The sequence below is a fragment of the Nocardioides aequoreus genome (assembly GCF_000720335.1).
Taxonomy (GTDB): Bacteria; Actinomycetota; Actinomycetes; order Propionibacteriales; family Nocardioidaceae; genus Marmoricola; species Marmoricola aequoreus.
On record NZ_JOJN01000002.1, the window covers coordinates 236,795 to 260,201 of the forward strand.

15 protein-coding genes are annotated in these 23,407 nt (G+C 71.1%); 2 read left to right on the forward strand and 13 right to left on the reverse strand.

Going from position 1 to position 23,407, the window contains the following annotated elements; translation table 11 throughout:
- The first annotated feature begins 56 nt into the window (after positions 1–56).
- The gene (locus IG63_RS0103710) at positions 57–1,400 is read left to right on the forward strand and encodes an aspartate aminotransferase family protein (RefSeq protein ID WP_030483037.1); all 1,344 of its coding nucleotides are present in this window, start codon (positions 57–59) and stop codon (positions 1,398–1,400) included.
- Between the two features lie 187 nt (positions 1,401–1,587).
- Here the strand turns inward: IG63_RS0103710 and tuf are convergent, their stop codons facing one another.
- From tuf to IG63_RS0103750, 8 genes are all read right to left on the reverse strand, one after another.
- The gene (tuf, locus tag IG63_RS0103715) at positions 1,588–2,781 is read right to left on the reverse strand and encodes an elongation factor Tu (protein ID WP_030483038.1); all 1,194 of its coding nucleotides are present in this window, start codon (positions 2,779–2,781) and stop codon (positions 1,588–1,590) included.
- 65 nt (positions 2,782–2,846) lie between these two features.
- Positions 2,847–4,907 (reverse strand): elongation factor G, encoded by a 2,061-nt coding sequence (gene fusA / locus IG63_RS0103720; RefSeq protein WP_051706219.1) that lies wholly within the window; start codon positions 4,905–4,907, stop codon positions 2,847–2,849.
- Positions 4,908–5,044: 137 nt separating this feature from the next.
- The gene (gene rpsG, locus IG63_RS0103725) at positions 5,045–5,515 is read right to left on the reverse strand and encodes a 30S ribosomal protein S7 (RefSeq protein WP_030483040.1); all 471 of its coding nucleotides are present in this window, start codon (positions 5,513–5,515) and stop codon (positions 5,045–5,047) included.
- Between the two features lies 1 nt (position 5,516).
- The gene (gene rpsL, locus IG63_RS0103730) at positions 5,517–5,891 is read right to left on the reverse strand and encodes a 30S ribosomal protein S12 (RefSeq protein WP_030483041.1); all 375 of its coding nucleotides are present in this window, start codon (positions 5,889–5,891) and stop codon (positions 5,517–5,519) included.
- Between the two features lie 194 nt (positions 5,892–6,085).
- Positions 6,086–6,598 (reverse strand): NUDIX domain-containing protein, encoded by a 513-nt coding sequence (locus IG63_RS0103735; RefSeq protein ID WP_051706120.1) that lies wholly within the window; start codon positions 6,596–6,598, stop codon positions 6,086–6,088.
- Positions 6,595–9,363: an FAD-binding and (Fe-S)-binding domain-containing protein gene (locus IG63_RS0103740; protein WP_030483043.1), complete on the reverse strand. Its 2,769-nt coding sequence runs from the start codon at positions 9,361–9,363 to the stop codon at positions 6,595–6,597. Before IG63_RS0103740 ends, IG63_RS0103735 begins: the two co-directional genes overlap by 4 nt.
- Positions 9,360–10,637 carry a hydroxyacid-oxoacid transhydrogenase gene (locus tag IG63_RS0103745; RefSeq protein WP_030483044.1) on the reverse strand — a complete coding sequence of 426 codons (1,278 nt, stop codon included), beginning with the start codon at positions 10,635–10,637 and terminating at the stop codon, positions 9,360–9,362. Before IG63_RS0103745 ends, IG63_RS0103740 begins: the two co-directional genes overlap by 4 nt.
- Positions 10,638–10,710: 73 nt before the next feature.
- Complete coding sequence (locus tag IG63_RS0103750) at positions 10,711–11,610, reverse strand: NUDIX domain-containing protein (RefSeq protein ID WP_245604293.1); 900 nt, start codon at positions 11,608–11,610, stop codon at positions 10,711–10,713.
- A gap of 18 nt (positions 11,611–11,628) precedes the next feature.
- Between IG63_RS0103750 and IG63_RS0103755 the strand changes: the two genes are divergently transcribed.
- Entirely contained in the window at positions 11,629–12,759 is a 1,131-nt protein-coding gene (locus IG63_RS0103755) for an acyltransferase family protein (protein ID WP_157210009.1), read from the forward strand.
- Here the strand turns inward: IG63_RS0103755 and IG63_RS0103760 are convergent.
- The 5 genes from IG63_RS0103760 to rpoB form a co-directional block, all read right to left on the reverse strand.
- Positions 12,701–13,504 (reverse strand): lysophospholipid acyltransferase family protein, encoded by an 804-nt coding sequence (locus IG63_RS0103760; protein WP_169741754.1) that lies wholly within the window; start codon positions 13,502–13,504, stop codon positions 12,701–12,703. The genes IG63_RS0103755 and IG63_RS0103760 overlap by 59 nt on opposite strands.
- 5 nt (positions 13,505–13,509) lie before the next feature.
- Positions 13,510–14,799: a geranylgeranyl reductase family protein gene (locus tag IG63_RS0103765; protein WP_030483048.1), complete on the reverse strand. Its 1,290-nt coding sequence runs from the start codon at positions 14,797–14,799 to the stop codon at positions 13,510–13,512.
- A 23-nt stretch (positions 14,800–14,822) separates the two neighbouring features.
- Positions 14,823–15,434, reverse strand: a complete 612-nt coding sequence (locus tag IG63_RS0103770) for a GrpB family protein (RefSeq protein ID WP_030483049.1) — start codon at positions 15,432–15,434, stop codon at positions 14,823–14,825.
- Between the two features lie 208 nt (positions 15,435–15,642).
- Positions 15,643–19,524 (reverse strand): DNA-directed RNA polymerase subunit beta', encoded by a 3,882-nt coding sequence (locus IG63_RS0103775; protein WP_030483050.1) that lies wholly within the window; start codon positions 19,522–19,524, stop codon positions 15,643–15,645.
- 98 nt (positions 19,525–19,622) lie between these two features.
- The gene (gene rpoB / locus IG63_RS0103780; RefSeq protein WP_030483051.1) at positions 19,623–23,156 is read right to left on the reverse strand and encodes a DNA-directed RNA polymerase subunit beta; all 3,534 of its coding nucleotides are present in this window, start codon (positions 23,154–23,156) and stop codon (positions 19,623–19,625) included.
- Positions 23,157–23,407 lie beyond the last annotated feature (251 nt).

Genomic DNA, 23,407 nt, shown 5'->3' on the forward strand with positions numbered 1-23,407 from the left:
CCGAGCGGTACGGGCGGTCTAGGGCGGCTCGCACCGAGGTGTCCTAGATTGCGGCCATGATCGACCGCGCCCGCCTGTCCGAGCTCCGCGCCACCGAGGAGCAGCGCTTCGTCGAGACCCACCCGCGCTCGGGCGAGCTGTCCGCGCGCGCGGGCGAGAGCCTGCTCGCCGGGGTGCCGATGCCCTGGATGACCCGGTGGCCGGGCGCCTTCCCCCTCTTCTGCGAGAGCGCCGAGGGCGCCCGCCTGGTCGACGTCGACGGCCACGAGTACGTCGACCTCTGCCTGGGCGACACCGGCGCCATGACGGGCCACGCGCTGCCGCAGGTGCGCGAGGCGCTGCTGCAGCAGGCGGGGCGCGGCATCACCACGATGCTGCCCTCCCCCGACGCCGTGTGGGTCGGGGAGGAGCTGGCCCGGCGCTTCGGGCTGCCCCGGTGGCAGCTGGCGCTCTCGGCCACCGACGCCAACCGCTTCGTGCTGCGCTTCGCCCGCCACCTCACCGGTCGACCGCGGATCGCGGTGATGGACTGGTGCTACCACGGCACCGTCGACGAGACCCTCGCCGTGCTCGACGGCGATCGCGTGGTGCCGCGTCCGGGCGCGCTCGGACCCCAGGTCGACGTGGCGGCCACCACGGCCGTGGTGCCCTTCAACGACCTCGAGGCCCTCGACCGCAGGCTCTCCGAGGGCGACGTCGCGTGCCTGCTGATGGAGCCGGCGCTGACCAACATCGGCATCGTGCTCCCCGACGAGGGCTACCTGGCCGGGGTGCGCGAGATCACCCGCCGCCACGACGTGCTGCTGGTCAACGACGAGACGCACACGCTGTGCGCCGGGCCGGGCGGCGCCACCCGCGCATGGGACCTCGAGCCCGACCTGCTCGTGGTCGGCAAGCCGATCGCGGGCGGCATCGCCGCGGCGGCGTACGGCATGACGCAGGAGGTGGCCGACCGGCTCTCCGGGCCGATGCTGGGCCACGAGATCGACGTGGCGGGGGTCGGGGGCACCCTCACCGCCAACGCGCTCGCCGTGGCCGCCATCCGGGCGACGCTGTCGACCTGCCTGCGCGAGGAGGACTTCGACCGGGCGGTGCCCCTCGCCGAGCGCTTCACCGCGGGGGTCGACGAGGTGATCGCGCGCCACGGACTGCCCTGGCACGTGCAGCGGCTCGGCTGCCGGGCGGAGTACTGGTTCTGCCCGCCCCCGCGCGACGGCGCCGCCGCGGCCGCCGCGGTCGACGAGGAGCTGGAGGGCTTCCTGCACCTGTGGTCCCTCAACCGGGGAGTGCTGCTGACGCCCTTCCACAACATGGCGCTGCTCAGCCCGCGGCACACCGAGGCCGACGTCGACCGCCACACCGAGGTCTTCGGCGAGGCGGTCGCCGCCCTGGTGGGCTGAGGCTGACCGGTCCCCAGGGTGCGGGGGGTCTCGAGACGGTCGCTGCGCGACCTCCTCGACCACCCGGGCCGCGCTGCGCGACCTCCTCGACCACCCGGACCGCACGGCGCGACCTCCTCGACCACCCGGGGACGCACGAGGCCCCCGGACCAGACGGTCCGGGGGCCTCGTGGGGTGAAGCGCTAGATCACTTGGTGATCTTGGTGACGCGGCCCGCGCCGACGGTGCGGCCGCCCTCGCGGATCGCGAAGCGGAGGCCGTCCTCCATGGCGATGGGCTGGATCAGCTCGACGGTCATGTCGGTGTTGTCACCGGGCATGACCATCTCGCGGCCCTCGGGGAGGGTGACGACGCCCGTCACGTCCGTGGTCCGGAAGTAGAACTGCGGACGGTAGTTGTTGAAGAACGGCGTGTGACGGCCGCCCTCCTCCTTCGAGAGGATGTAGACCGAGGCCTCGAAGTTGGTGTGCGGGGTGGTCGTGCCCGGCTTGATCACGACCATGCCGCGCTCGACGTCCTCGCGCTTGGTGCCGCGGAGCAGCAGACCGACGTTCTCACCGGCCTGGCCCTCGTCGAGCAGCTTGCGGAACATCTCGACACCGGTCACGGTGCTCTTCTGCGAGCCCTCGCGGATGCCGATGATCTCGACCTCCTCGTTGACCTTGACGATGCCGCGCTCGATGCGACCGGTGATGACGGTGCCACGACCGGTGATCGTGAAGACGTCCTCGACGGGCATCAGGAAGGGCTTGTCGGTGTCACGCTCGGGCTGCGGGATGTACTCGTCGACCGCGTTCATGAGCTTCATGATCGACTCCGACCACTTCTCGTCGCCCTGGAGCGCCGGGAAGGCCGCGACCTGCACGACGGGCACGTCGTCGCCGGGGAACTCGTACTCGGAGAGGAGCTCGCGCACCTCCATCTCGACGAGCTCGATGAGCTCCTCGTCGTCGACCATGTCGCACTTGTTGAGCGCGACCACCAGGGCCGGCACGCCGACCTGGCGGGCGAGCAGCACGTGCTCACGCGTCTGCGGCATGGGGCCGTCGGTCGCCGCGACCACCAGGATGGCGCCGTCCATCTGCGCCGCACCGGTGATCATGTTCTTGATGTAGTCGGCGTGACCGGGGCAGTCGACGTGGGCGTAGTGACGCGCCTCGGTCTGGTACTCGATGTGAGCGATCGAGATCGTGATGCCGCGCTGACGCTCCTCGGGGGCCTTGTCGATCGAATCGAAGGCCGACGCCTCGTTGAGGTCCGGGTACTTGTCGTGCAGCACCTTCGAGATCGCAGCCGTCAGCGTCGTCTTGCCGTGGTCGATGTGACCGATGGTTCCGATGTTGACGTGCGGCTTGGTCCGCTCGAACTTCGCCTTAGCCACTGGGGCTCCTCCTGTTGTTGTGTCTGACTCGTGGTTGAACTGGTTGTGCTGCCGAGGGCCGGACGCTACTCGCCGCGGACCTTCTTGATGATCTCGTCGGCGACGTTCTGGGGAACCTCGGCGTACGAGTCGAACTCCATCGAGTACGACGCCTGACCAGAGGTCTTCGACCGCAGGTCCCCAACGTACCCGAACATCTCCGAGAGCGGCACGAGGGCGTCGACCACCCGGTCACCGCTGCGCTCGGACATCGAGCGCACCTGGCCACGCCGGGAGTTGATGTCGCCGATGACGTCACCCATGAAGTTCTCGGGGGTGACCACCTCGACGGCGAACATCGGCTCCAGCAGCACCGGCTTGGCCATGCGTGCGGCCTCCTTGAAGGCCTGGTTGCCGGCGATCTTGAAGGCGAGCTCGGAGGAGTCGACGTCGTGGTAGGCGCCGTCCTCGAGGGTGAACTTGACGTCGACCATGGGGTAGCCGGCGAGCACGCCGAACTCCATCGCCTCCTGACCACCCTGGTCGACCGAGGGGATGTACTCCTTCGGCACGCGACCACCGGTCACGTTGTTGACGAACTCGTAGCCCGCACCGAGACCGGTCTCGGGGTCGATGTGGGGCTCCAGGCTGATCTGCACCTTCGCGAACTGGCCGGACCCACCGGTCTGCTTCTTGTGGGTGTAGCCATGCTTCTCCACCTTGCGGCGGATGGTCTCGCGGTAGGCGACCTGCGGCTTGCCGACGGTGGCCTCGACGCGGAACTCGCGACGCATCCGGTCGACGAGGATCTCCAGGTGGAGCTCGCCCATGCCGGCGATGATCGTCTGCCCGGTCTCCTCGTCGGCCTTGACCGTGAAGGTGGGGTCCTCGTCGGAGAGGCGCTGGATCGCGGTGCCGAGCTTCTCCTGGTCGCCCTTGGTCTTGGGCTCGATCGCGACCTCGATCACCGGGGCCGGGAAGGTCATCGACTCCAGGATCACCGGGTTGGCCGGGTCGCACAGCGTGTGACCGGTCTTGGTGTCCTTCAGGCCCATCACGGCCACGATCTGGCCGGCGCCGACCGACGCGATCTCCTCACGCTTGTTGGCGTGCATCTGGTAGACCTTGCCGATCCGCTCCTTGCGGCCGTTGACGGAGTTGACCACCGTCGAGCCGGCCTCGAGCTTGCCGGAGTAGACGCGCACGTAGATCAGCTTGCCCAGGTGCGGGTCGGTGGCGATCTTGTAGGCCAGGCCGGAGAAGGGCTCGTCGTCGCTGGGCTGACGGACGATGACCTCGTCCTCGTCCTTGACCGAGTGGCCCTGGATGCCGTCGATGTCGAGCGGCGAGGGCAGGTACTTCACGACCGCGTCGAGCAGGGGCTGGACGCCCTTGTTCTTGAACGCCGTGCCGCACAGGACGGGGTTGACCTTGTCGGCGAGCGTGGCGCGACGGATCGCGGCCTCGAGCTCCTCGACGGTGAAGTCCTCGCCCTCGAGGAACTTCTCCATGATGTCGTCGTCGGCGTCGGAGAGGGTCTCCAGGAGCTTCTCGCGGTACTCCGCGGCCTGGTCGGCCATCTCGGCCGGGATCTCCTCGACGTCGTAGTCCTCGCCCATCTTGGTCTCGCCGCGCCAGGTCAGGGCACGCATGCCGACCAGGTCGACGACACCGAGGAAGTCGGACTCCGCGCCGATGGGGAGCTGCAGCACCAGCGGGGTGCTGTTGAGGCGCTCGACCATCATGTCGACGCAGCGGAAGAAGTCGGCGCCGGTGCGGTCGAGCTTGTTGACGAAGCACATCCGCGGCACCGAGTACTTGTTGGCCTGGCGCCACACCGTCATCGTCTGGGGCTCGACGCCGGCGACACCGTCGAAGACCGCGACCGCGCCGTCGAGGACGCGCAGCGAGCGCTCGACCTCGGCGGTGAAGTCGACGTGCCCGGGGGTGTCGATGATGTTGATCTGGTGGTCCTTCCACCAGCAGGTGGTGGCGGCGGAGGTGATGGTGATGCCCCGCTCCTGCTCCTGCTCCATCCAGTCCATCACGGCAGCGCCGTCGTGGACCTCACCGATCTTGTAGCTGATCCCGGTGTAGAACAGGATCCGCTCGGTGGTGGTGGTCTTACCGGCATCGATGTGAGCCATGATGCCGATGTTGCGGACCTTGTTGAGGTCGGTGGTGATGTCGACGGCCACGGTAGGTCTTCGATCCCCTCGGTCGGTTGGTCGTGCGTGATCTGGGAGAGGTACGCCGCCTGAGGCTCAGGCGGCGTACCCCGTGGTCACCAGCGGTAGTGCGCGAAGGCGCGGTTGGACTCCGCCATCTTGTGGGTGTCCTCGCGCTTCTTCACCGCGGCACCGAGGCCGTTGGACGCGTCGAGGATCTCGTTCATCAGCCGCTCGGTCATCGTCTTCTCGCGGCGCGCCTGGGCGTAGCCGACGAGCCAGCGCAGCGCCAGCGTGGTGCTGCGGTTGGGCTTGACCTCGATCGGCACCTGGTAGGTGGCACCGCCGACGCGGCGGGACTTGACCTCGATGGAGGGCTTGACGTTGTCGAGCGCTCGCTTGAGGGTGACGACCGGGTCGGTGCCGGTCTTCTCGCGGGTGCCCTCGAGCGCGTTGTAGACGATGCGCTGAGCGACCTGCTTCTTGCCGTCCTGCAGCACCTTGCTCACGAGCTGGGAGACCAGCTGCGAGCCGAAGACGGGGTCGACGTCGACGGGGCGCTTCGGCGCGGGGCCCTTGCGCGGCATATCAGCTCTTCTCCTTCTTGGCGCCGTAGCGGCTGCGGGCCTGCTTGCGGTTCTTCACGCCCTGGGTGTCGAGCGAGCCGCGGATGATCTTGTAGCGGACACCGGGGAGGTCCTTCACCCGGCCGCCGCGGACGAGCACCATCGAGTGCTCCTGGAGGTTGTGGCCCACGCCCGGGATGTACGCCGTGACCTCGATGCCGCTCGACAGGCGCACGCGGGCGACCTTGCGGAGAGCAGAGTTCGGCTTCTTCGGGGTGGTGGTGTAGACGCGGGTGCAGACACCGCGTCGCTGGGGCGAACCCTTCAGGGCAGGCGTCTTGTTCTTGGACACCTTGTCCTGGCGGCCCTTGCGGACCAGCTGGTTGATCGTGGGCACCGAGTGGTTCCCTTTCTTTTCGGCTCTCAGCGCGCAGCACCCTGCTGCGCGCGACGGTCGTGCTTGTTGCGTGGTGCGGTTGCTCCACGTGCGAGGGGCTGACGCCGCGAGGGCACGCGAAACGGCCTGGATCTCCAGGCACAGTGGACCAGCCTACCGAGGCATACCCCGAGCGCCAAATGCCGCCGAGGCGGTCAGCCGCGGTCGGCCTCGACCTGGGCGGCGGCCTCCTCCGGGTCGAAGCCGAAGGTGGTGACCGGACCCAGCGTGCCACGGGCGTGGGCACGCAGCACCGCGCCCTCGTGCGGCACCACCGTGGGGGGCAGGTCGTCGACCGGCCACCAGCGCAGGTCGCCGGCCTTGTCGGGCTCCTGCAGCGCGGGCTCGCCCTGCCACCGGCGGCAGCCGAAGAACCAGTCGACCCGCTCGTCGACCGCGAGACCGCCGGCCCCGGTGCGGTGCATCGTGGTCAGCGGCTCCAGGTCGAGCACGTCGACGCCCAGCTCCTCGCGCGCCTCGCGGGCGGCGGCCTCGAGCACCGACTCCCCCGCCTCCACGTGCCCCGCCGCTCCGCACGCCCAGCGGCCGTCCATGAAGCCGGTGCCCCGCCGCAGCTGCAGCAGCGCCTCCTCGCCGGCGGCACCGTCCTCGCGGCGGCGCAGGAGCACGACGTACGCCGCCGGCACGACCCGGAAGCGACTCGTCACGCCTCGTCCCGGAGCAGCAGCTCGGCGAGGTGGACGGCGCGGCGCCCGGCGAGGTCGTCGAGCTGGGTGCGGCAGGAGAAGCCGTCGGCCAGCACGACGGCGTCGGGCCCGGCGGCGCGCACGGCCGGGAGCAGGGCGTGCTCGGCGACCGCCACCGAGACCTCGTAGTGCCCCTGCTCGACGCCGAAGTTGCCGGCCAGCCCGCAGCACCCGCCGACGCGGCGGACCTCGGCCCCCGTCTGCGCGAGCAGGGCGGCGTCGGTCTCCCAGCCCAGCACGGCGTGGTGGTGGCAGTGCGGCTGGGCGACCACCTCGGTGCCGGTGAGGTCGGGCGGGGTCCACGCGCCGCGGCGTACCTGCTCGGCGAGCACCTCGGCCAGCGACCGCACCCCCGAGGCGACCTCCTCGGCGCGCGGGTCGTCGACCAGCTGCCCGGCGTCCTCGCGCAGCGAGGCCAGGCAGCTCGGCTCGAGCCCGACGACCACCGCTCCCCCGGAGACGTAGGGGTGCAGGGTCGCCACGGTGGCGCCGACGATGCGGCGCGCCGCACCGAGCTGACCGGTGGTGATCCAGGTGAGCCCGCAGCAGGCGGCCTCGGGGATCACCGCGGCGCGCAGCCCCGCCTGCTCCAGCAGCGCCAGCGCGGCCCGGCCGGTGTCGGCGGCGAAGCGGTCGGTGAAGGAGTCGGCCCACACCCACACGTCGACGTCGGTCGACGGTCGCGCGGCGCTCGCGCGCAGCGGGCGGTCGGCGAAGCGCGGCAGCGAGCGCCGCTGGTCGACACCGGCCGCGGCCTTCGCCAGCCGCGCGACCATGCGGCTGCGGAGCGCGGCGTTGGCGAGCCGGGGCGGCGTCATCCGGGCCCATCGCGGCAGCTGCCCGAGGGCGTAGTGCGAGCGCGGCCGCAGCCTGCGGGCGTAGCGCTGTGAGAGCACCTCGGACTTGTAGGTGGCCATGTCGACGCCGGTCGGGCAGTCACGGGCACAGCCCTTGCACGAGAGGCACAGGTCGAGTGCCGCGTCGACGGCCGGGTCGGCGACGTCGAGCACTCCGCTGGCGACGTCCTGGAGCACGTGGGCGCGGCCGCGCGTGGAGTCCTTCTCCTCCCGCGTGGCCAGGTACGACGGGCACATCACGCCGCCGCCCGCCGTGTTGTCGGCGACGCACTTGCCCACGCCTGTGCAGCGGTGCACCGCGCCGGCGAAGGAGCCGGCGTCGTGCGTCAGGCGCAGCGTCGTACGGCGTCCGGGGCCGGCCAGACCGGGCTGGGCCAGCCGCAGGTCGGCGTCGAAGGGGGCCGGGTCGACCAGCACGCCGGGGTTGAGCAGCCCGGTCGGGTCGAGCACCCGCTTGACCTGCTCCATCAGCGCGATCGCCTGCGGGGAGTACATCCGGGGAAGCAGCTCGGAGCGGGCCCGGCCGTCGCCGTGCTCCCCCGACATCGAGCCGCCGTACGACGCCACGAGGTCGGCGGCGTCCTCGACGAAGCCGCGGAAGCGCGCCCGTCCCGCCTCCGCGCCGAGCTCGAAGTCGATCCGCACGTGCACGCAGCCGTCGCCGAAGTGGCCGTAGGGCACGCCGTCGAGGGCGTGCTCGCGGAGCAGCGACTCGAAGTCGCGCAGGTAGGCGCCCAGCCGCTCGGGCGGCACCGCGGCGTCCTCCCAGCCGGCCTGCGCCTGGCGCGAGAGCGACTTGGCCGCGAGGCCGGCGCCGTCCTCCCGGATGCGCCACAGCGCCGCCTGCGCCGCCGGGTCGGTGACGACGTCGTACGGCGCCCCCGCCGCGCGCGCCACCTGGCGGGCGCGGTCCTCCACCTCGGCCACCGAGTCGCCCGTGACCTCGGCGAAGAGCCAGCCGCCGCCCTCGGGCAGCACGGGCGCCCCGCGCACCAGGTCGACGATGCGCTTGCCGAGGCCCTCGCAGGCCACCAGCCCGTGCTCGAGCAGCGCCGGGACGGCGTCGGCGGCCTCGGCCATGTCGGCGTACGCCAGGACCGCGAGCGCGCGGGCCGGCGCGTCCTCGACCAGCCGCACGTGGGCGTCGAGGACGACGCCGAGCGTGCCCTCGGTGCCGGTCAGGAAGCGATCGAGCCGGCGCCCGCGCTCGGGCAGCAGGTGCTCGAAGGAGTAGCCGGAGACCTGCCGGCCGAAGCGGCCGAACTCGGTGCGCACCAGGGCGAGGTGCTCGTCGACCAGGTCGGTGAGGGCGACGGGGACGGCGTCCGTCGCGGTGTCGAGCACGGTGCCGTCGGCGAGCAGCACGCGCAGCGACTCCACGTTGTCGACCGTGCGGCCGTAGCCCAGCGCTCGCGAGCCGCACGCGTTGTTGCCGATCATGCCGCCCACGGTGCAGCGGGTGTGGGTCGACGGGTCGGGCCCGAAGCGCAGCCCCCGCGCGGTCGCCTGCCGCTGCAGGGCGGCGTGAACCACCCCCGGCTCGACGTGCGCGACCCGGGCCTCGTCGTCGATGCCCAGGACGCGACCCAGGTGCCGCTGGGTGTCGAGCACGATGCCGGTGCCGACGGCGTTGCCGGCGATCGAGGTGCCGGCGCCCCGCATGGTCAGCGGCGTGCCCGTCTCGCGCGCGACGGAGAGCACCGCGGCGATCTCGTCGGTCGCCCGGGGGCGCACCACGACGCTCGGCTCGACCCGGTAGAGCCCGGCGTCGCTGGCGTAGAGCGACCGGGAGAGCGCGGAGTCGTCGACGTCGTCGAGGCCCGCGCGCCGGAGCGCGGCGACGACCTCGCCCGCGGGAGCAGTGGTCACCAGAGCTCCATCGACCGGCGCAGGATGCCCGCGGCGGCGTCCGCGCTGGCCTCGCGCGGCGCCGTGGCCAGGAGCCGCTGCTGCTTCATGGTGCCCTCGACGAGGTCGTCGACGTCGCCGTCGCCGTAGCCCACCGCCGCGAGCCCGGACGGGATGCCGATGTCACGCATCAGGTCGGTCAGCACCGCCGGCAGGGTGCCGGGGCCCTCGCCGTGCTCGTGGTCGGGGTCGAGCAGCGACGCGGCACGCAGGTGGCGTCCCGGTGAGGCCTCGAAGGTCCAGCGGAAGGCCTCCGGCGCCGTCAGCGAGACGGCTATGCCGTGGGGCACCATCGCGTGGTCGGCGTCGTAGCCCTCCGGGCGGAAGTCGCGCACGCGTCCGGCGATCGGGTAGGCGTTGGCGTGCGGCACGTGCACCCCGGCGTTGCCGAAGCCCAGGCCCGCGAAGGTGGCGGCCAGGGCCATCTCGTGGCGCGCGTCGGCGTCGTCACCGTGGTGCACGGCGCGGCGGAAGGACGTGGCCAGCAGCCCCATCGCCCGCTCCGACCACATGTCGGAGATCGGGTTGGCCCCGCAGTAGGGGACCCGCTGCTCCGGCCGCTTGCGGGGGTACGCCGCGAAGTCGCGCGCGGTGTAGCTCTCCAGCGCGTGGCACAGGATGTCCATGCCCGACGCGGCCGTGACGCCCGCCGGCTGCGACAGCGTGAGCGCGGGGTCGACGACCGCGAGCGTCGGACGCAGCCGCGGGTGGGAGATGCCGGTCTTGACCTGCTGCTCGAGCACGTCGAGCACGCAGACCGTCGTCGACTCCGCCCCCGTGCCGGTCGTGGTGGGCACCGCGACCAGCGGTCGGAGCGGGCTCGTCGGCGCCTTCCCGCCGCCGACCGGCGGGTTGACGTAGTCCATCAGCTCGCCGCCGTTGCTCGTCAGCAGGTTGACCGCCTTGGCGGTGTCGATGGCCGAGCCGCCGCCCACGGCGACGTAGGCGTCCCACGGCCCCGTCTCGCGGGCGTGGGCGATCGCCTGCTCGAGGCTGGCGTCGGTCGGCTCGACGTGGACGGCGTCGAAGACCGCCGCCTCGATGCCGAAGTGCGACATCTGCTCGGCGACCCGCTGCGGGTGGCCGGTGGCGGCGACGCCGGGGTCGGTCAGCACGAGCACCCGGGCGACGCCGAGCTGGGAGAGGTCGTAGCCGATCTCGTCGCTGGCGCCGGGACCGAACTTCAGCTGCGGGGCGCCGTAGGTGAAGACGGACTCCGAGAGGGGCTCAGACATGCGGCCAATCTAACGAGGCGCGCGCGGCGGCGGCGTCGCAGGAGGCGGCCAGGAGGCGAGCGGGGGTGAGGGCTCAGCCCAGCCCGGCCATCAACAGCGCGGCCCGCACCACCTCGGCGAGCGGCACCGTGCCGCGGCGCACGTCCTCCAGGGAGTGCCACGCGACGGCGTCGGCCGTGCCGTCGGGGTCGTCGAGCCGCAGCTCGTCGTGGCTCAGGTCGACCTGGTAGACCAGGTCGACGCCGTGGAAGTCCTCCTCGCGCCCGCTCGGCGCGACGCCGGTGAAGTGCTCGTCGTGCGTGTCGAGCAGCCGGGCGGTCAGCGGCACCAGCCCGGTCTCCTCGCCCAGCTCGCGGCGCAGCGCGTGCAGCGGGCGCTCGCCGTGCTCCACGCCTCCGCCGGGCAGCGTCCAGTCGCCCGGCCGCGGGCCCCGCGGGGAGTTGCGGGTCAGCAGGACCTTGTCGTCGCGCACCACGAGCGCCTTGGCGGCGAGCCGCTGCCGCGGCGCCGGGCGGTAGGCCGCCAGCGCCTCGCGCACCATCGGCACCGTCGGCACCGCCCCGCTCTCGACGTCGGCCACCGGGACCCAGCGCGCCTCGACGGTCGAGCCGTCGACCTCGACGACGCGGGGCTCGGGGGCGTCCAGCGGCACCCAGGCGTCGTACACCAGGCGCACGGAGTGCATGTCGGTCGGGGACTCGTGCCGGTCGACGACCCGGTGGGCCGAGCCGATCCACAGCGGGTCGCCCACGGTGCAGAAGAGGCCGGTCTCCTCGTAGACCTCGCGGGCCACGGCGGTGGCCGGCTCCTCCCCGAAGTCCAGCCCACCGCCCGGCAGGGTCCACAGCGGCTCCTCGGAGAGGTACTCCGCGAGGCGCGAGAGCAGGACCTGCCCCGACCGCACCATCACGGCGTACGCCGCCACGCGCTGCCGCCGGGGCAGCTCTCCCTGGCGCACGTCGAGAGGGTCCACGACCGGTAGATTACGGGCGTGTCCGATGTGAGCCCGACGTCGGTCGCCCCGGCGACCGCGGCCTCCCCCGCCCCGGCGCCGGTCAAGGTGCGGGATCCGTGGTTCGACAACGCCAAGATGCTGCTGGTGACGCTCGTCGTCGTCGGCCACGCCTGGACCCTGCTGCCGCTCTTCGCAGACGACCCGGGATCGCCCCTGGCCCGCGGCTTCGACAAGTCGCTCTACAACTTCCTCTACCTGTGGCACATCCCGGCGTTCGTCATCGTCACGGGCTACCTCTCGAAGTCCTTCGAGTACACCAAGCCCCGGCTCTGGCAGCTCTTCACGACCGTGGCGGTGCCCTACCTGATCTTCGAGGGGCTGCTGGTCAGCTTCCGCCACGCCTTCCTCGGCGTCACCTTCGAGGACGTGTGGCTCAGCCCGCACTGGCCGATGTGGTACCTCGCCGCGCTCTTCTGCTGGCGGCTCGTGACGCCGGTCTTCAAGCGCATGCCCGCCAAGGTCGTCGTCGCCGTGGTCATCAGCGTGCTGGCCGGTCTCTTCGCCACCGACCACCTCGACAACGCCCGGGTGCTGGGGCTGCTGCCCTTCTTCGTGCTGGGGCTGAAGATGCACGAGGGCCACTGGGCGCTGCTCCGCAGCCGCCGGGCGCGCTGGTACGGCTTCGCGGTGCTGCTCCTGCTCGCCGCGCTGTCGCGCTGGATCGGCGACCTGGTCGAGACCGAGTGGCTCTACTACCGCACCCGCTACGACGAGATCTCGCCCGCCGCCGACACCGACAGCCTGCGTGCCTTCACCATCCGGGTCGGGATGCTGCTGAGCGGGCTGGTGGGGTCCTTCGCCTTCTTCGCCGTCGTGCCGCGGGGCAGGTCGTGGTTCACCTCGCTGGGAGGCGCGACCCTGGTGGTCTACCTCTTCCACGGCTTCGTCGTGCTGGGGGCCGAGGCGCTGGGCTTCAAGCCGGTCGCGGCCGAGCTGTGGCCCGTCTCCTGGGTGGCGACGACGGCCGCCGCCGTCGGCCTCGCGGTGCTGCTGGCCTGGCAGCCGGTCTCGCGACGGCTCAACCTGCTCGTCGACCCCGTCAACAGCTTCACCCGCTGGCGTCGGGCGCGCTCCATGCGTCGAGGTCGGGGCCCCACGTCGGCCTGACGGCGTTGTAGGGCACCACGTCGAGGGCGCGCGCCCGCGCGCGGTCCGGGGCGTGACCGCCGAGGTGCGCGGGGTGCCAGGGCGCAGGCTCCCCGGGTGCGGGCGCGTGGTGGGCCTGGCGCTGCAGCCCCTCGAGCAGGTCGGTCAGCGCGTGGCCGAGGTCGCGCGTGCGGGCGGTGAGGTCGTCGTCCGGGCCGACCTGCACCGGGTCGCCGAAGGCGACGTCGACGCGGCGTCCGCGCGTCCAGTCGATGGGCGGGCGGGGGTCGCCGACGGTGAAGAGCCGCTGGGAGCCCCACAGCGCCACCGGGACCAGCGGCGCACCCGTCTCCGCGGCGAGCGAGACCAGCCCCCGCATCAGCGGCCGCACCGTGTAGGAGTAGGACACCCCCGCCTCGGGGAAGCCGCCCACCGCCTCGCCCTCCAGGAGCAGCCGCCTGGCCCTCAGGTAGGCGTGGGCCGGCGCCCGTCGGTCGACCGGCACGTGGCGCATCCGGTCCATCCACCAGGCCGCGCCCCGCGCGTGCCACACGTCGTGCCTGGTCAGGAAGCGCACCCGGCGGCCGCGCGTGACCGCCGCCCGCTCCAGGAAGAGGAAGTCGGGGAACGACACGTGCGTCGAGGCCAGCACCACGGGCCCGCGGCGCGGCACGTGCTCGACTCCGGTCCAGCGCACGTCCACGGCCAGCGCTCGCAGCGCCAACCGCCCCACGCCGTTGACGAGCCGGTAGACCGGGTCGGTCACGGCGCTCAGGCGAAGGGGGGTCGGGAGTCGGCGGCGACCGACCGGCGGCCGGCCCAGCGCCACACCCTCGCCGCCGCGTCGCGGTCGGCGTCGGTGACCAGGTTGCCCATCCAGCGCAGCGCCAGCGTCATCATCCAGTGGGAGCGCATCCCCACCGGACCGAGCGTGGGCAGCAGCCCGGGCACGGTCACCAGGCCGGCGAGCCGCCGGGCGATGGAGAAGGACTCGCCGTAGTGGTCGCGGAGCAGGGCGGGCCAGGCCTGCGCCAGGTCGGCGTCGTCGCCGGAGCCGTCGCCGAGCAGCTCGGCCACCAGCCGGCCGGTCTCGAGGCCGTAGTCGATGCCCTCGCCGTTGAGCGGGTTGACGCACGCCGCCGCGTCGCCGATGAGCGCCCAGTTGCGCCCGGCGACGCCCGAGACCGCGCCTCCCATCGGCAGCAGCGCGGAGGTCGGCAGCCGGAGCTCGGCGTCGAGGCCGAACTCCTCGCGCCGCTGGTCGGCGTAGTGCCGCATCAGCGGGCGCAGCGCGACCTCGGCCGGGCGGGCGGAGGTGGCGAGCGTGCCGACGCCGAGATTCACCTGCCCGTCGCCGAGCGGGAAGATCCAGCCGTAGCCGGAGAGCACCTGGTCCTGCTCGTCGCGCAGCTCGAGGTGGCTGGAGATCCAAGGGTCGTCGGACCGGGTGGAGCCGACGTAGGCGCGCCCGGCCACGCCGTAGACGGTGTCGCGGTGCCACTCGCGCCCGAGCACCTTGCCGAGCGGCGAGCGGACGCCGTCGGCGACGACGAGCCGGCGGCAGCGCACCTCGATCCGCTCCCCCGCCCCCTCGGTGCCGCGGGCGCGCTCGAGGACGACGGAGGCGACGCGGTCGCCGTCACGGGTCACGTCGACCGCGCGCAGGCCGTCGACGCCGTGCGCCCCGGCCTTGATCGCCGTGGTGCGCAGGTGGTCGTCGAGCTCGGTGCGGGCGACCGCCGACCCGTACGCCGGATGACCGGTGCCGGAGGGGCCCGGGCCGGGCCAGGGCAGCAGCAGCGTCTGACCGAAGCCGTGGGCGCGGAGACCCCAGTTGACGGTGTGGGCGCGCACCCACTCCCCCAGGCCGAGCCGCTCGAGCTCGCCGACCGCGCGGGGGGTGAGCCCGTCGCCGCAGGTCTTGTCGCGGGGGAAGACGGCGGCGTCGACCAGGGTGACCTCGCGACCGTCGCGGGCCGCCCACGCGGCGGCCGCGGCCCCTGCGGGACCGGCACCGACGACCAGCACCTCGGTCTCGCGGGGGACGACGCTGCTGCTCACCCCGACATTGTCCCCGGGGCCCCTCACGGGGCCGGCAGCAGCCCCAGCGAGCGGAAGGCGCGGTCGTAGATCTCGCGCACCACCGGCTGCTTGCGCGCGTTGTAGTCCATGACGTGCTCCCCCGCGGCCAGCGCGTCAGCCAGTGCGACCCGCTTGGCCTCGGCGTAGCGCCGGAGGTCGTCGGGGTGGGTGCGCAGCCAGTCGCGGAAGATGCGGTGCCGCACCGGCTCGGGCGCACCGGGACCGAAGACGTGCAGGTTGCAGGCAGGGTCCTCGTGCCGCAGGCAGCGGTGCTCCTGCCACCACGGCTCGCGGACGACGAGCCGGAAGCCCACCCGCTCCAGCTCGGGCACGTACGCCGCCTCGGCCGCCGGGTCGGCCACGGTCAGGTCGAGGTCGACCACCGGCTTGGCGACCAGGCCGGGCACCGCGGTGGAGCCGACGTGCTGCAGCGCCAGCACCCGCACCCCCAGCGCCTGCTGCACCCGGGTCAGCTGCCGCTCCGCCCAGCGCGGCCACGCCGGGTCGGGCTCGGCCAGCTCGAGGTCGGTCCGCGGGGGGTGGTCGCCGACCCAGGGCGACTCCCCCGGCGGCGTCAGGTCGTCGTGGTGGCGGGTGATCGCCTCGGCGTCCATGGTCGCTGAGCCTAGGTCTCGTGCGCCCGGACGCACGAGACCCCCGCCCGATGTCTCGGGCGGGGGTCTCGTGGTGGTGCGTGTGCGGGGGTGTCCCCTCACGCCGTCTGTCAGGTCACCGGGTCTCGAGGCTCCGGCACAGGCCCTCCTTCGTCGGGCCTGTGTCGTCGCACCTCGACCTGTCTCCTCACATCAGAACTTCGCAAGCTCAGTTCTGATAGGAGCCAAAGTCGAAGTCGTCGAGGGCGACCGTCTGCGTGGCGTTGCCGAAGTAGTCGTCACCGTAGTTGTCGTAGCCGGTGACGGCGTACGCCGCGGCGCGCGCCTCCTCGGTGGGCTCGACCCGGACGTTGCGGTAGCGCTCCAGTCCGGTGCCCGCCGGGATCAGCTTGCCGATGATGACGTTCTCCTTCAGGCCCATCAGCGAGTCGGACTTGCCGTTGATCGCCGCGTCCGTCAGCACCCGGGTGGTCTCCTGGAAGGAGGCCGCCGAGAGCCACGACTCCGTGGCCAGCGAGGCCTTGGTGATGCCCATCAGCACCGGTCGACCCGAGGCAGGCGTCTGGCCCTCGGAGACCACGCGACGGTTCTCCTCCTCGTAGCGCACCCGGTCGACGAGGTCGGACGGGAGCAGCTTGGTCTCACCGGACTCGATCACCGTGACCCGGCGCAGCATCTGCCGGACGATGATCTCGATGTGCTTGTCGTGGATCGACACGCCCTGGCTGCGGTAGACCTGCTGGACCTCGGCCACCAGGTGCTCCTGGGCCTTGCGGACGCCGAGGATGCGCAGCACGTCCTGCGGGTCGGGCGTGCCCTGCGTCAGCTGCTGGCCCACGCCGATGTGGTCGCCGTCGGCGACCAGCAGGCGGGAGCGCTTGCTGACCGGGTACTCCTGCACCTCGGAGCCGTCGTCGGGGGTCACCAGCACCTTGCGGGCCTTGTCGGTGTCCTCGATCTCGATCCGGCCGGCCGACTCCGCGATGGGCGACTTGCCCTTGGGCTGACGCGCCTCGAAGAGCTCGACCACGCGGGGCAGACCCTGCGTGATGTCGTCGGCCGAGGCCACACCACCGGTGTGGAAGGTGCGCATCGTCAGCTGCGTGCCGGGCTCACCGATCGACTGCGCCGCGATGATGCCGACGGCCTCACCGATGTCGACGAGCTTGCCGGTGGCCAGCGAGCGGCCGTAGCACTTCGCGCAGGTGCCCGTGCGGGCGTCGCAGGTCAGCACCGAGCGCACCTTGACGGTCTCGACACCGGCCGCGACGAGCGCGTCGATGACGGCGTCGCCGAGGTCCGCGCCGGCCTCGACCAGCACCTCGCCGCTCTCCGGGTGGACGATGTCGACGGCCGCCGCGCGGGCGTAGGCCGAGGTCTCGACGTTGTCGTCCTTGATGACCACGCCGTCGACGTCGCGGACGCCGATGACCTTGTTCATGCCGCGCTCGGTGCCGCAGTCGTCCTCACGGATGATGACGTCCTGCGACACGTCGACCAGACGCCGCGTGAGGTAGCCGGAGTCGGCCGTCCGCAGCGCGGTGTCGGCCAGACCCTTGCGGGCACCGTGCGTGGAGATGAAGTACTCCAGCACGGAGAGGCCCTCGCGGAAGTTGGCCTTGATCGGACGCGGGATGATCTCGCCCTTGGGGTTGGTCACCAGACCACGCATCGCGGCGACCTGACGCATCTGCATCATGTTTCCGGACGCGCCCGAGTCGACCATCATGTAGATCGGGTTGTTCTTCTCGAAGGTCTCCTCCATCGCCTTGGCGACCTCGTTGGAGGCCCGCGTCCAGATCTCGATGAGCTCCTGGCGACGCTCGTCGTCGGTGATCAGACCCATCTCGGCCTGCTCCTGGACCTTCGCGGCCCGCGCCTCGAAGCCGGCGAGGATCTCCAGCTTGTTGGGCGGGGTCACGACGTCCTCGATCGAGACCGTCACGCCCGAGATGGTGGCGTAGCGGAAGCCCGCCTCCTTGAGCGCGTCCAGCGACGCCGCCACCTCGACCTTGCTGTAGCGCTCGGCCAGGGTGTTGACGATGCGGCCCAGCTCGCGCTTGCCGACGCCGTAGTTGACGTACTCGTAGTTGCTCGGGAGCGTCTCGTTGAAGAGCGCGCGGCCCAGCGTGGTCTCGAGCACCAGCGAGTCGCCCTGCTCCCAGCCCTCGGGAACCTCGAGGCCCGCCCACGGCACCACGGAGTCGTGGCGGAGCCGGATCTTCGACTGCAGCGTGATGTCGCCGTGGTCGAGGGCCATGATCGCCTCGCCGACCGAGGAGAAGGAGCGACCCTCGCCGACGGCGCCCTCGTCCTCACGGGTGAGGAAGAAGATGCCGATGATCATGTCCTGGGTGGGCATGGTGACCGGGCGGCCGTCGGAGGGCTTGAGGATGTTGTTGGTCGACAGCATCAGGATCCGGGCCTCGGCCTGCGCCTCGGCCGACAGCGGCAGGTGCACCGCCATCTGGTCACCGTCGAAGTCGGCGTTGAAGGCCGAGCAGACGAGCGGGTGGATCTGGATGGCCTTGCCCTCGATCAGCTGCGGCTCGAAGGCCTGGATGCCGAGGCGGTGCAGCGTGGGTGCGCGGTTGAGCAGCACCGGGTGCTCCGCGATGACCTCCTCCAGCACGTCCCAGACCTCGGGACGCACCGCGCGCTCCACCATCCGCTTGGCGGACTTGATGTTCTGCGCGTGCGAGAGGTCGACCAGGCGCTTCATCACGAACGGCTTGAAGAGCTCGATCGCCATGTACTTCGGCAGACCGCACTGGTGCAGCTTGAGCTGCGGACCCGAGACGATCACCGAGCGACCGGAGTAGTCGACGCGCTTGCCGAGCAGGTTCTGGCGGAAGCGACCCTGCTTTCCCTTGAGCATGTCGGAGAGCGACTTCAGCGGCCGGTTGCCCGGGCCGGTGACCGGACGGCCACGACGGCCGTTGTCGAAGAGCGAGTCGACGGCCTCCTGAAGCATCCGCTTCTCGTTGTTGACGATGATCTCGGGGGCGCCGAGGTCGAGCAGCCGCTTGAGCCGGTTGTTGCGGTTGATCACGCGGCGGTACAGGTCGTTGAGGTCGGAGGTCGCGAAGCGGCCACCGTCGAGCTGCACCATCGGGCGCAGGTCCGGCGGGATCACGGGGACGGCGTCGAGCACCATGCCCATGGGCGAGTTGCCGGTCTTGCGGAAGGCGTCGACGACCTTGAGCCGCTTGAGCGCCCGGACCTTCTTCTGGCCCTTGCCGTTGGCGATGGTGTCGCGCAGCGAGGCGACCTCGTCGGGGATGTCGAAGCTCTCGAGGCGCTTCTGGATCGCCGTGGCGCCCATGTGGCCCTCGAAGTACTTGCCGAACCACGCGGTCATCTCGCGGTAGAGCATCTCGTCGCCCATGAGGTCCTGGACCTTCAGGTTCTTGAAGGTGTTCCAGACCTCCTCCAGGCGCGCGAGCTCTGCGTCGGAGCGCTTGCGCATGGCGGCCATCTCGCGCTCGGCGCCGTCCTTGACCTTGCGCTTGGCGTCGGACTTGGCGCCCTCCTCCTCGAGCTGCGCCAGGTCGGTCTCGAGCTTCTTGGCCCGCTCCTCGATCTGGTTGTCGCGGCGGTTCTCCAGGCTCTTGCGCTGCAGGCCCACCTTGCCCTCGAGGTCGGAGAGGTCGCGGTGGCGCGCCTCCTCGTCGACCGAGGTGATCATGTAGGCGGCGAAGTAGATGACCTTCTCGAGGTCCTTCGGCGCCAGGTCGAGCAGGTAGCCGAGCCGGCTGGGCACACCCTTGAAGTACCAGATGTGCGTGACCGGTGCGGCCAGCTCGATGTGGCCCATGCGCTCGCGGCGCACCTTGGACCGGGTCACCTCGACGCCGCAGCGCTCACAGATGATGCCCTTGAAACGGACCCGCTTGTACTTGCCGCAGTAGCACTCCCAGTCGCGAGTGGGTCCGAAGATCTTCTCGCAGAAGAGTCCGTCACGCTCGGGCTTGAGCGTGCGGTAGTTGATGGTCTCCGGCTTCTTGACCTCGCCGTGGCTCCAGGCGCGGATCTCGTCCGCGGTGGCCAGGCCGATCTTGATCTGGTCGAAGAAATTCACGTCGAGCACAGTGGCTGCTTCCCTCGTGGTGTCTGGTGAAGAAGTGGGGTGGATCAGGGATGGGGGCGGAGGCGGTGGCGCGCCGGTGACCGGCGCGCCACCCGACCTCACACCTCTTCGACCGAGCTGGGCTCGCGGCGCGACAGGTCGATGCCGAGCTCCTCGGCGGCGCGGAAGACGTCTTCCTCCGCGTCACGCATCTCCAGCGCCGTGCCGTCCTGGCTCAGCACCTCGACGTTGAGGCACAGCGACTGCATCTCCTTGACGAGGACCTTGAAGGACTCGGGGATGCCGGAGTCCGGGATGTTCTCGCCCTTGACGATGGCCTCGTAGACCTTGACGCGACCAGGCACGTCGTCGGACTTGATGGTGAGCAGCTCCTGCAGGGCGTAGGCGGCGCCGTACGCCTCCATCGCCCAGACCTCCATCTCACCGAAGCGCTGGCCACCGAACTGGGCCTTACCGCCGAGCGGCTGCTGGGTGATCATGGAGTAGGGACCGGTCGAGCGCGCGTGGATCTTGTCGTCGACCAGGTGGTGGAGCTTGAGGATGTACATGTAGCCCACCGACACGGGGTCGGGGAAGGGCTCGCCGGAGCGACCGTCGTACAGGTCGGCCTTGCCGGACTCGCCCACCATGCGCACGCCGTCGCGGTTGGGCCGGCTCGCGCCGAGCAGCCCGACGATCTCGTCCTCGCGCGCACCGTCGAAGACCGGGGTCGCGACGTTGGTGTCGGGCTCCGCCTCCTGCGCGTGGATCTTGATCAGGCGCTGCTTCCAATCCGCGTCGCTGGTGTCGTCGGCGAGCTTGAGGTCCCAGCCGTTCTTGGCCAGCCAGCCCAGGTGCAGCTCGAGGATCTGCCCGATGTTCATCCGGCGCGGCACGCCGAGCGGGTTGAGGACCACGTCGACCGGGGTGCCGTCCTCCATGAACGGCATGTCCTCGATCGGCAGGATCTTCGCGATGACGCCCTTGTTGCCGTGGCGTCCGGCGAGCTTGTCGCCCACGGAGATCTTGCGCTTCTGCGCGACGTAGACCCGCACCAGCTGGTTGACGCCCGGGGGCAGCTCGTCGCCGTCCTCGCGGTTGAACTCGCGGACGCCGATGACCGTGCCGGACTCGCCGTGGGGCACCTTCATCGAGGTGTCGCGCACCTCGCGCGCCTTCTCGCCGAAGATCGCCCGCAGCAGCCGCTCCTCCGGGGTGAGCTCGGTCTCGCCCTTGGGCGTGACCTTGCCGACCAGGATGTCGCCCGTGGTGACCTCGGCGCCGACGCGGATGATGCCGCGCTCGTCGAGGTCGGCCAGCACGTCGTCGGAGACGTTGGGGATGTCGCGGGTGATCTCCTCGGGGCCCAGCTTGGTGTCGCGGGCGTCGACCTCGTGCTCCTCGATGTGGATCGAGGTGAGGACGTCCTCCTGCACCAGGCGCTGGCTGAGGATGATGGCGTCCTCGTAGTTGTGGCCCTGCCACGGCATGAAGGCGACGAGCAGGTTGGTGCCGAGTGCCATCTCGCCCTCGTCGGTGCACGGACCGTCGGCGATCGGCGTGCCGATCTCGACCCGGTCACCCTCGCTGACCAGCGGGCGCTGGTTGATGCAGGTGCCCTGGTTGGAGCGGGTGAACTTCAGCAGCCGGTAGGACTTGTCGCCGCCCTCGTCGGTGAAGACCACGACCTCGTCGGCCGAGACCTCCTTGACCACGCCGGCCACGTCGGAGGTGACCACGTCACCCGCGTCGACGGCCGCGCGGTACTCCATGCCAGTGCCGACCAGGGGCGCGTCGCTCTTGATGAGCGGCACGGCCTGGCGCTGCATGTTGGCGCCCATCAGCGCGCGGTTGGCGTCGTCGTGCTCGAGGAAGGGGATCAGGGCGGTCGCGACCGACACCATCTGGCGCGGCGAGACGTCCATGTACTCGACCTCCTCGCGCGGGATGTCGACGGCCTCGCCACCGCGGGTGCGGACCAGCACGCGCTCGTCGACCAGGTTGTCCTGGTCGTCGAGACGGGCGTTGGCCTGCGCGATGACCCGCGACTCCTCTTCGTCGGCGGTGAGGTGGTGGATCTCGTTGGTCACCTGACCGTCGACGACGACGCGGTAGGGCGTCTCGACGAAGCCGTAGGGGTTGATGCGGCCGTAGGACGCCAGCGAGCCGATCAGGCCGATGTTGGGACCCTCGGGGGTCTCGATCGGGCACATCCGGCCGTAGTGCGAGGCGTGCACGTCGCGGACGTCCATCTGCGCGCGGTCACGGCTGATGCCGCCGGGGCCGAGCGCGGAGAGGCGCCGCTTGTGGGTCAGACCGGCGATCGGGTTGGTCTGGTCCATGAACTGCGAGAGCTGGGAGGTGCCGAAGAACTCCTTCAGCGCCGCCACCACGGGACGGATGTTGATCAGGGACTGGGGCGTGATCGCCTCGACGTCCTGGGTCGTCATCCGCTCGCGGACCACCCGCTCCATGCGGGCCAGGCCCGTGCGGAGCTGGTTCTGGATCAGCTCGCCGACCGTGCGCATCCGGCGGTTGCCGAAGTGGTCGATGTCGTCGGCACGGACCTCGACGGGCTCGCCGTTGGCGTGCGCGACGGGCTGGTCCTGACCGTCGACCAGGACCTCCTTGCCGGCGTGCAGCTCGACGATGTAGCGGATCGTCGCCACGACGTCGTGCAGGGTCAGCGTCTGCTGGTCGAAGGCCTCGGTGGTGCCGAGCTTCTTGTTGATCTTGTAGCGACCCACCTTGGCGAGGTCGTAGCGCTTGGGGTTGAAGTAGTAGTTCTTCAGCAGCGTCAGCGCGGCCTCGCGCGTGGGCGGCTCTCCCGGGCGCAGCTTGCGGTAGATGTCGAGGAGCGCCTCGTCGGCGGTGTTGTGGTGGTCCTTCTCCTCGGTCAGCTGGATCGACTCGTACTGACGCAGCTCGGCCATGACCGACTCGTAGTCGTACGGCGCGCCGACGTAGTCGTCGGCCTCGGCGACCGCCTGCAGCGCCTTGAGCAGCACCGTGACGCTCTGCTTGCGCTTGCGGTCGAGGCGGACGCCGACCAGGTCGCGCTTGTCGATCTCGAACTCCAGCCACGCACCGCGCGACGGGATGACCTTGGAGGTGTAGATGTCCTTGTCGGACGTCTTGTCGGCGTTGCGCTCGAAGTAGACGCCCGGCGAGCGCACGAGCTGCGAGACGACCACGCGCTCGGTGCCGTTGATGATGAAGGTGCCCTTGCGCGTCATCATGGGGAAGTCGCCCATGAAGACGGTCTGGCCCTTGATCTCACCGGTCTCGCCGTTGGTGAACTCGGCGGAGACGTAGAGGGGGCGGGAGTAGGTGAAGTCCTTCTCCTTGCACTCCTCCTCGGTGTACTTGGGGTCGAGGAAGACGGGGTTCTCGAAGGAGAGAGACATCGTCTCGGAGAAGTCCTCGATCGGCGAGATCTCCTCGAAGATCTCGTGCAGACCGGACTTGGTGGAGACATCCTCGCCGGCGGCCTGCCGCTCGGCGACGCGCTGCTCCCAGCGCTCGTTGCCGACCAACCAGTCGAAGCTGTCGGTCTGCAGCGCGAGCAGCTGCGGGACCTCGAGCGGTTCGGCGATCTTGGCGAAGGAGATGCGGCGGGGATTGTCGGCGTTGCTACGGCGCGAAGCGGCCAAGGGTGGTGATCCTTCCGAGGCTCACGGTGTGAGTCGCGCTCCGTCCCACCACAGAACCCGCCACCGGGAAGGCAGGCAGCATTTGAGGGAGGGCGCAAAGAGTCAGCCTACAGCACCATCAAGGCACGACCAACCCGGGGACTGCCCACGGGCCGCCCGGAGCCGACACCATACCCCCGGGCCCGGGTCGGGTGCAGCGGCTCGCCCGGAGAGGTCCGCCGAGATGCAGCCGGGATCCAGCCCTGGATCGG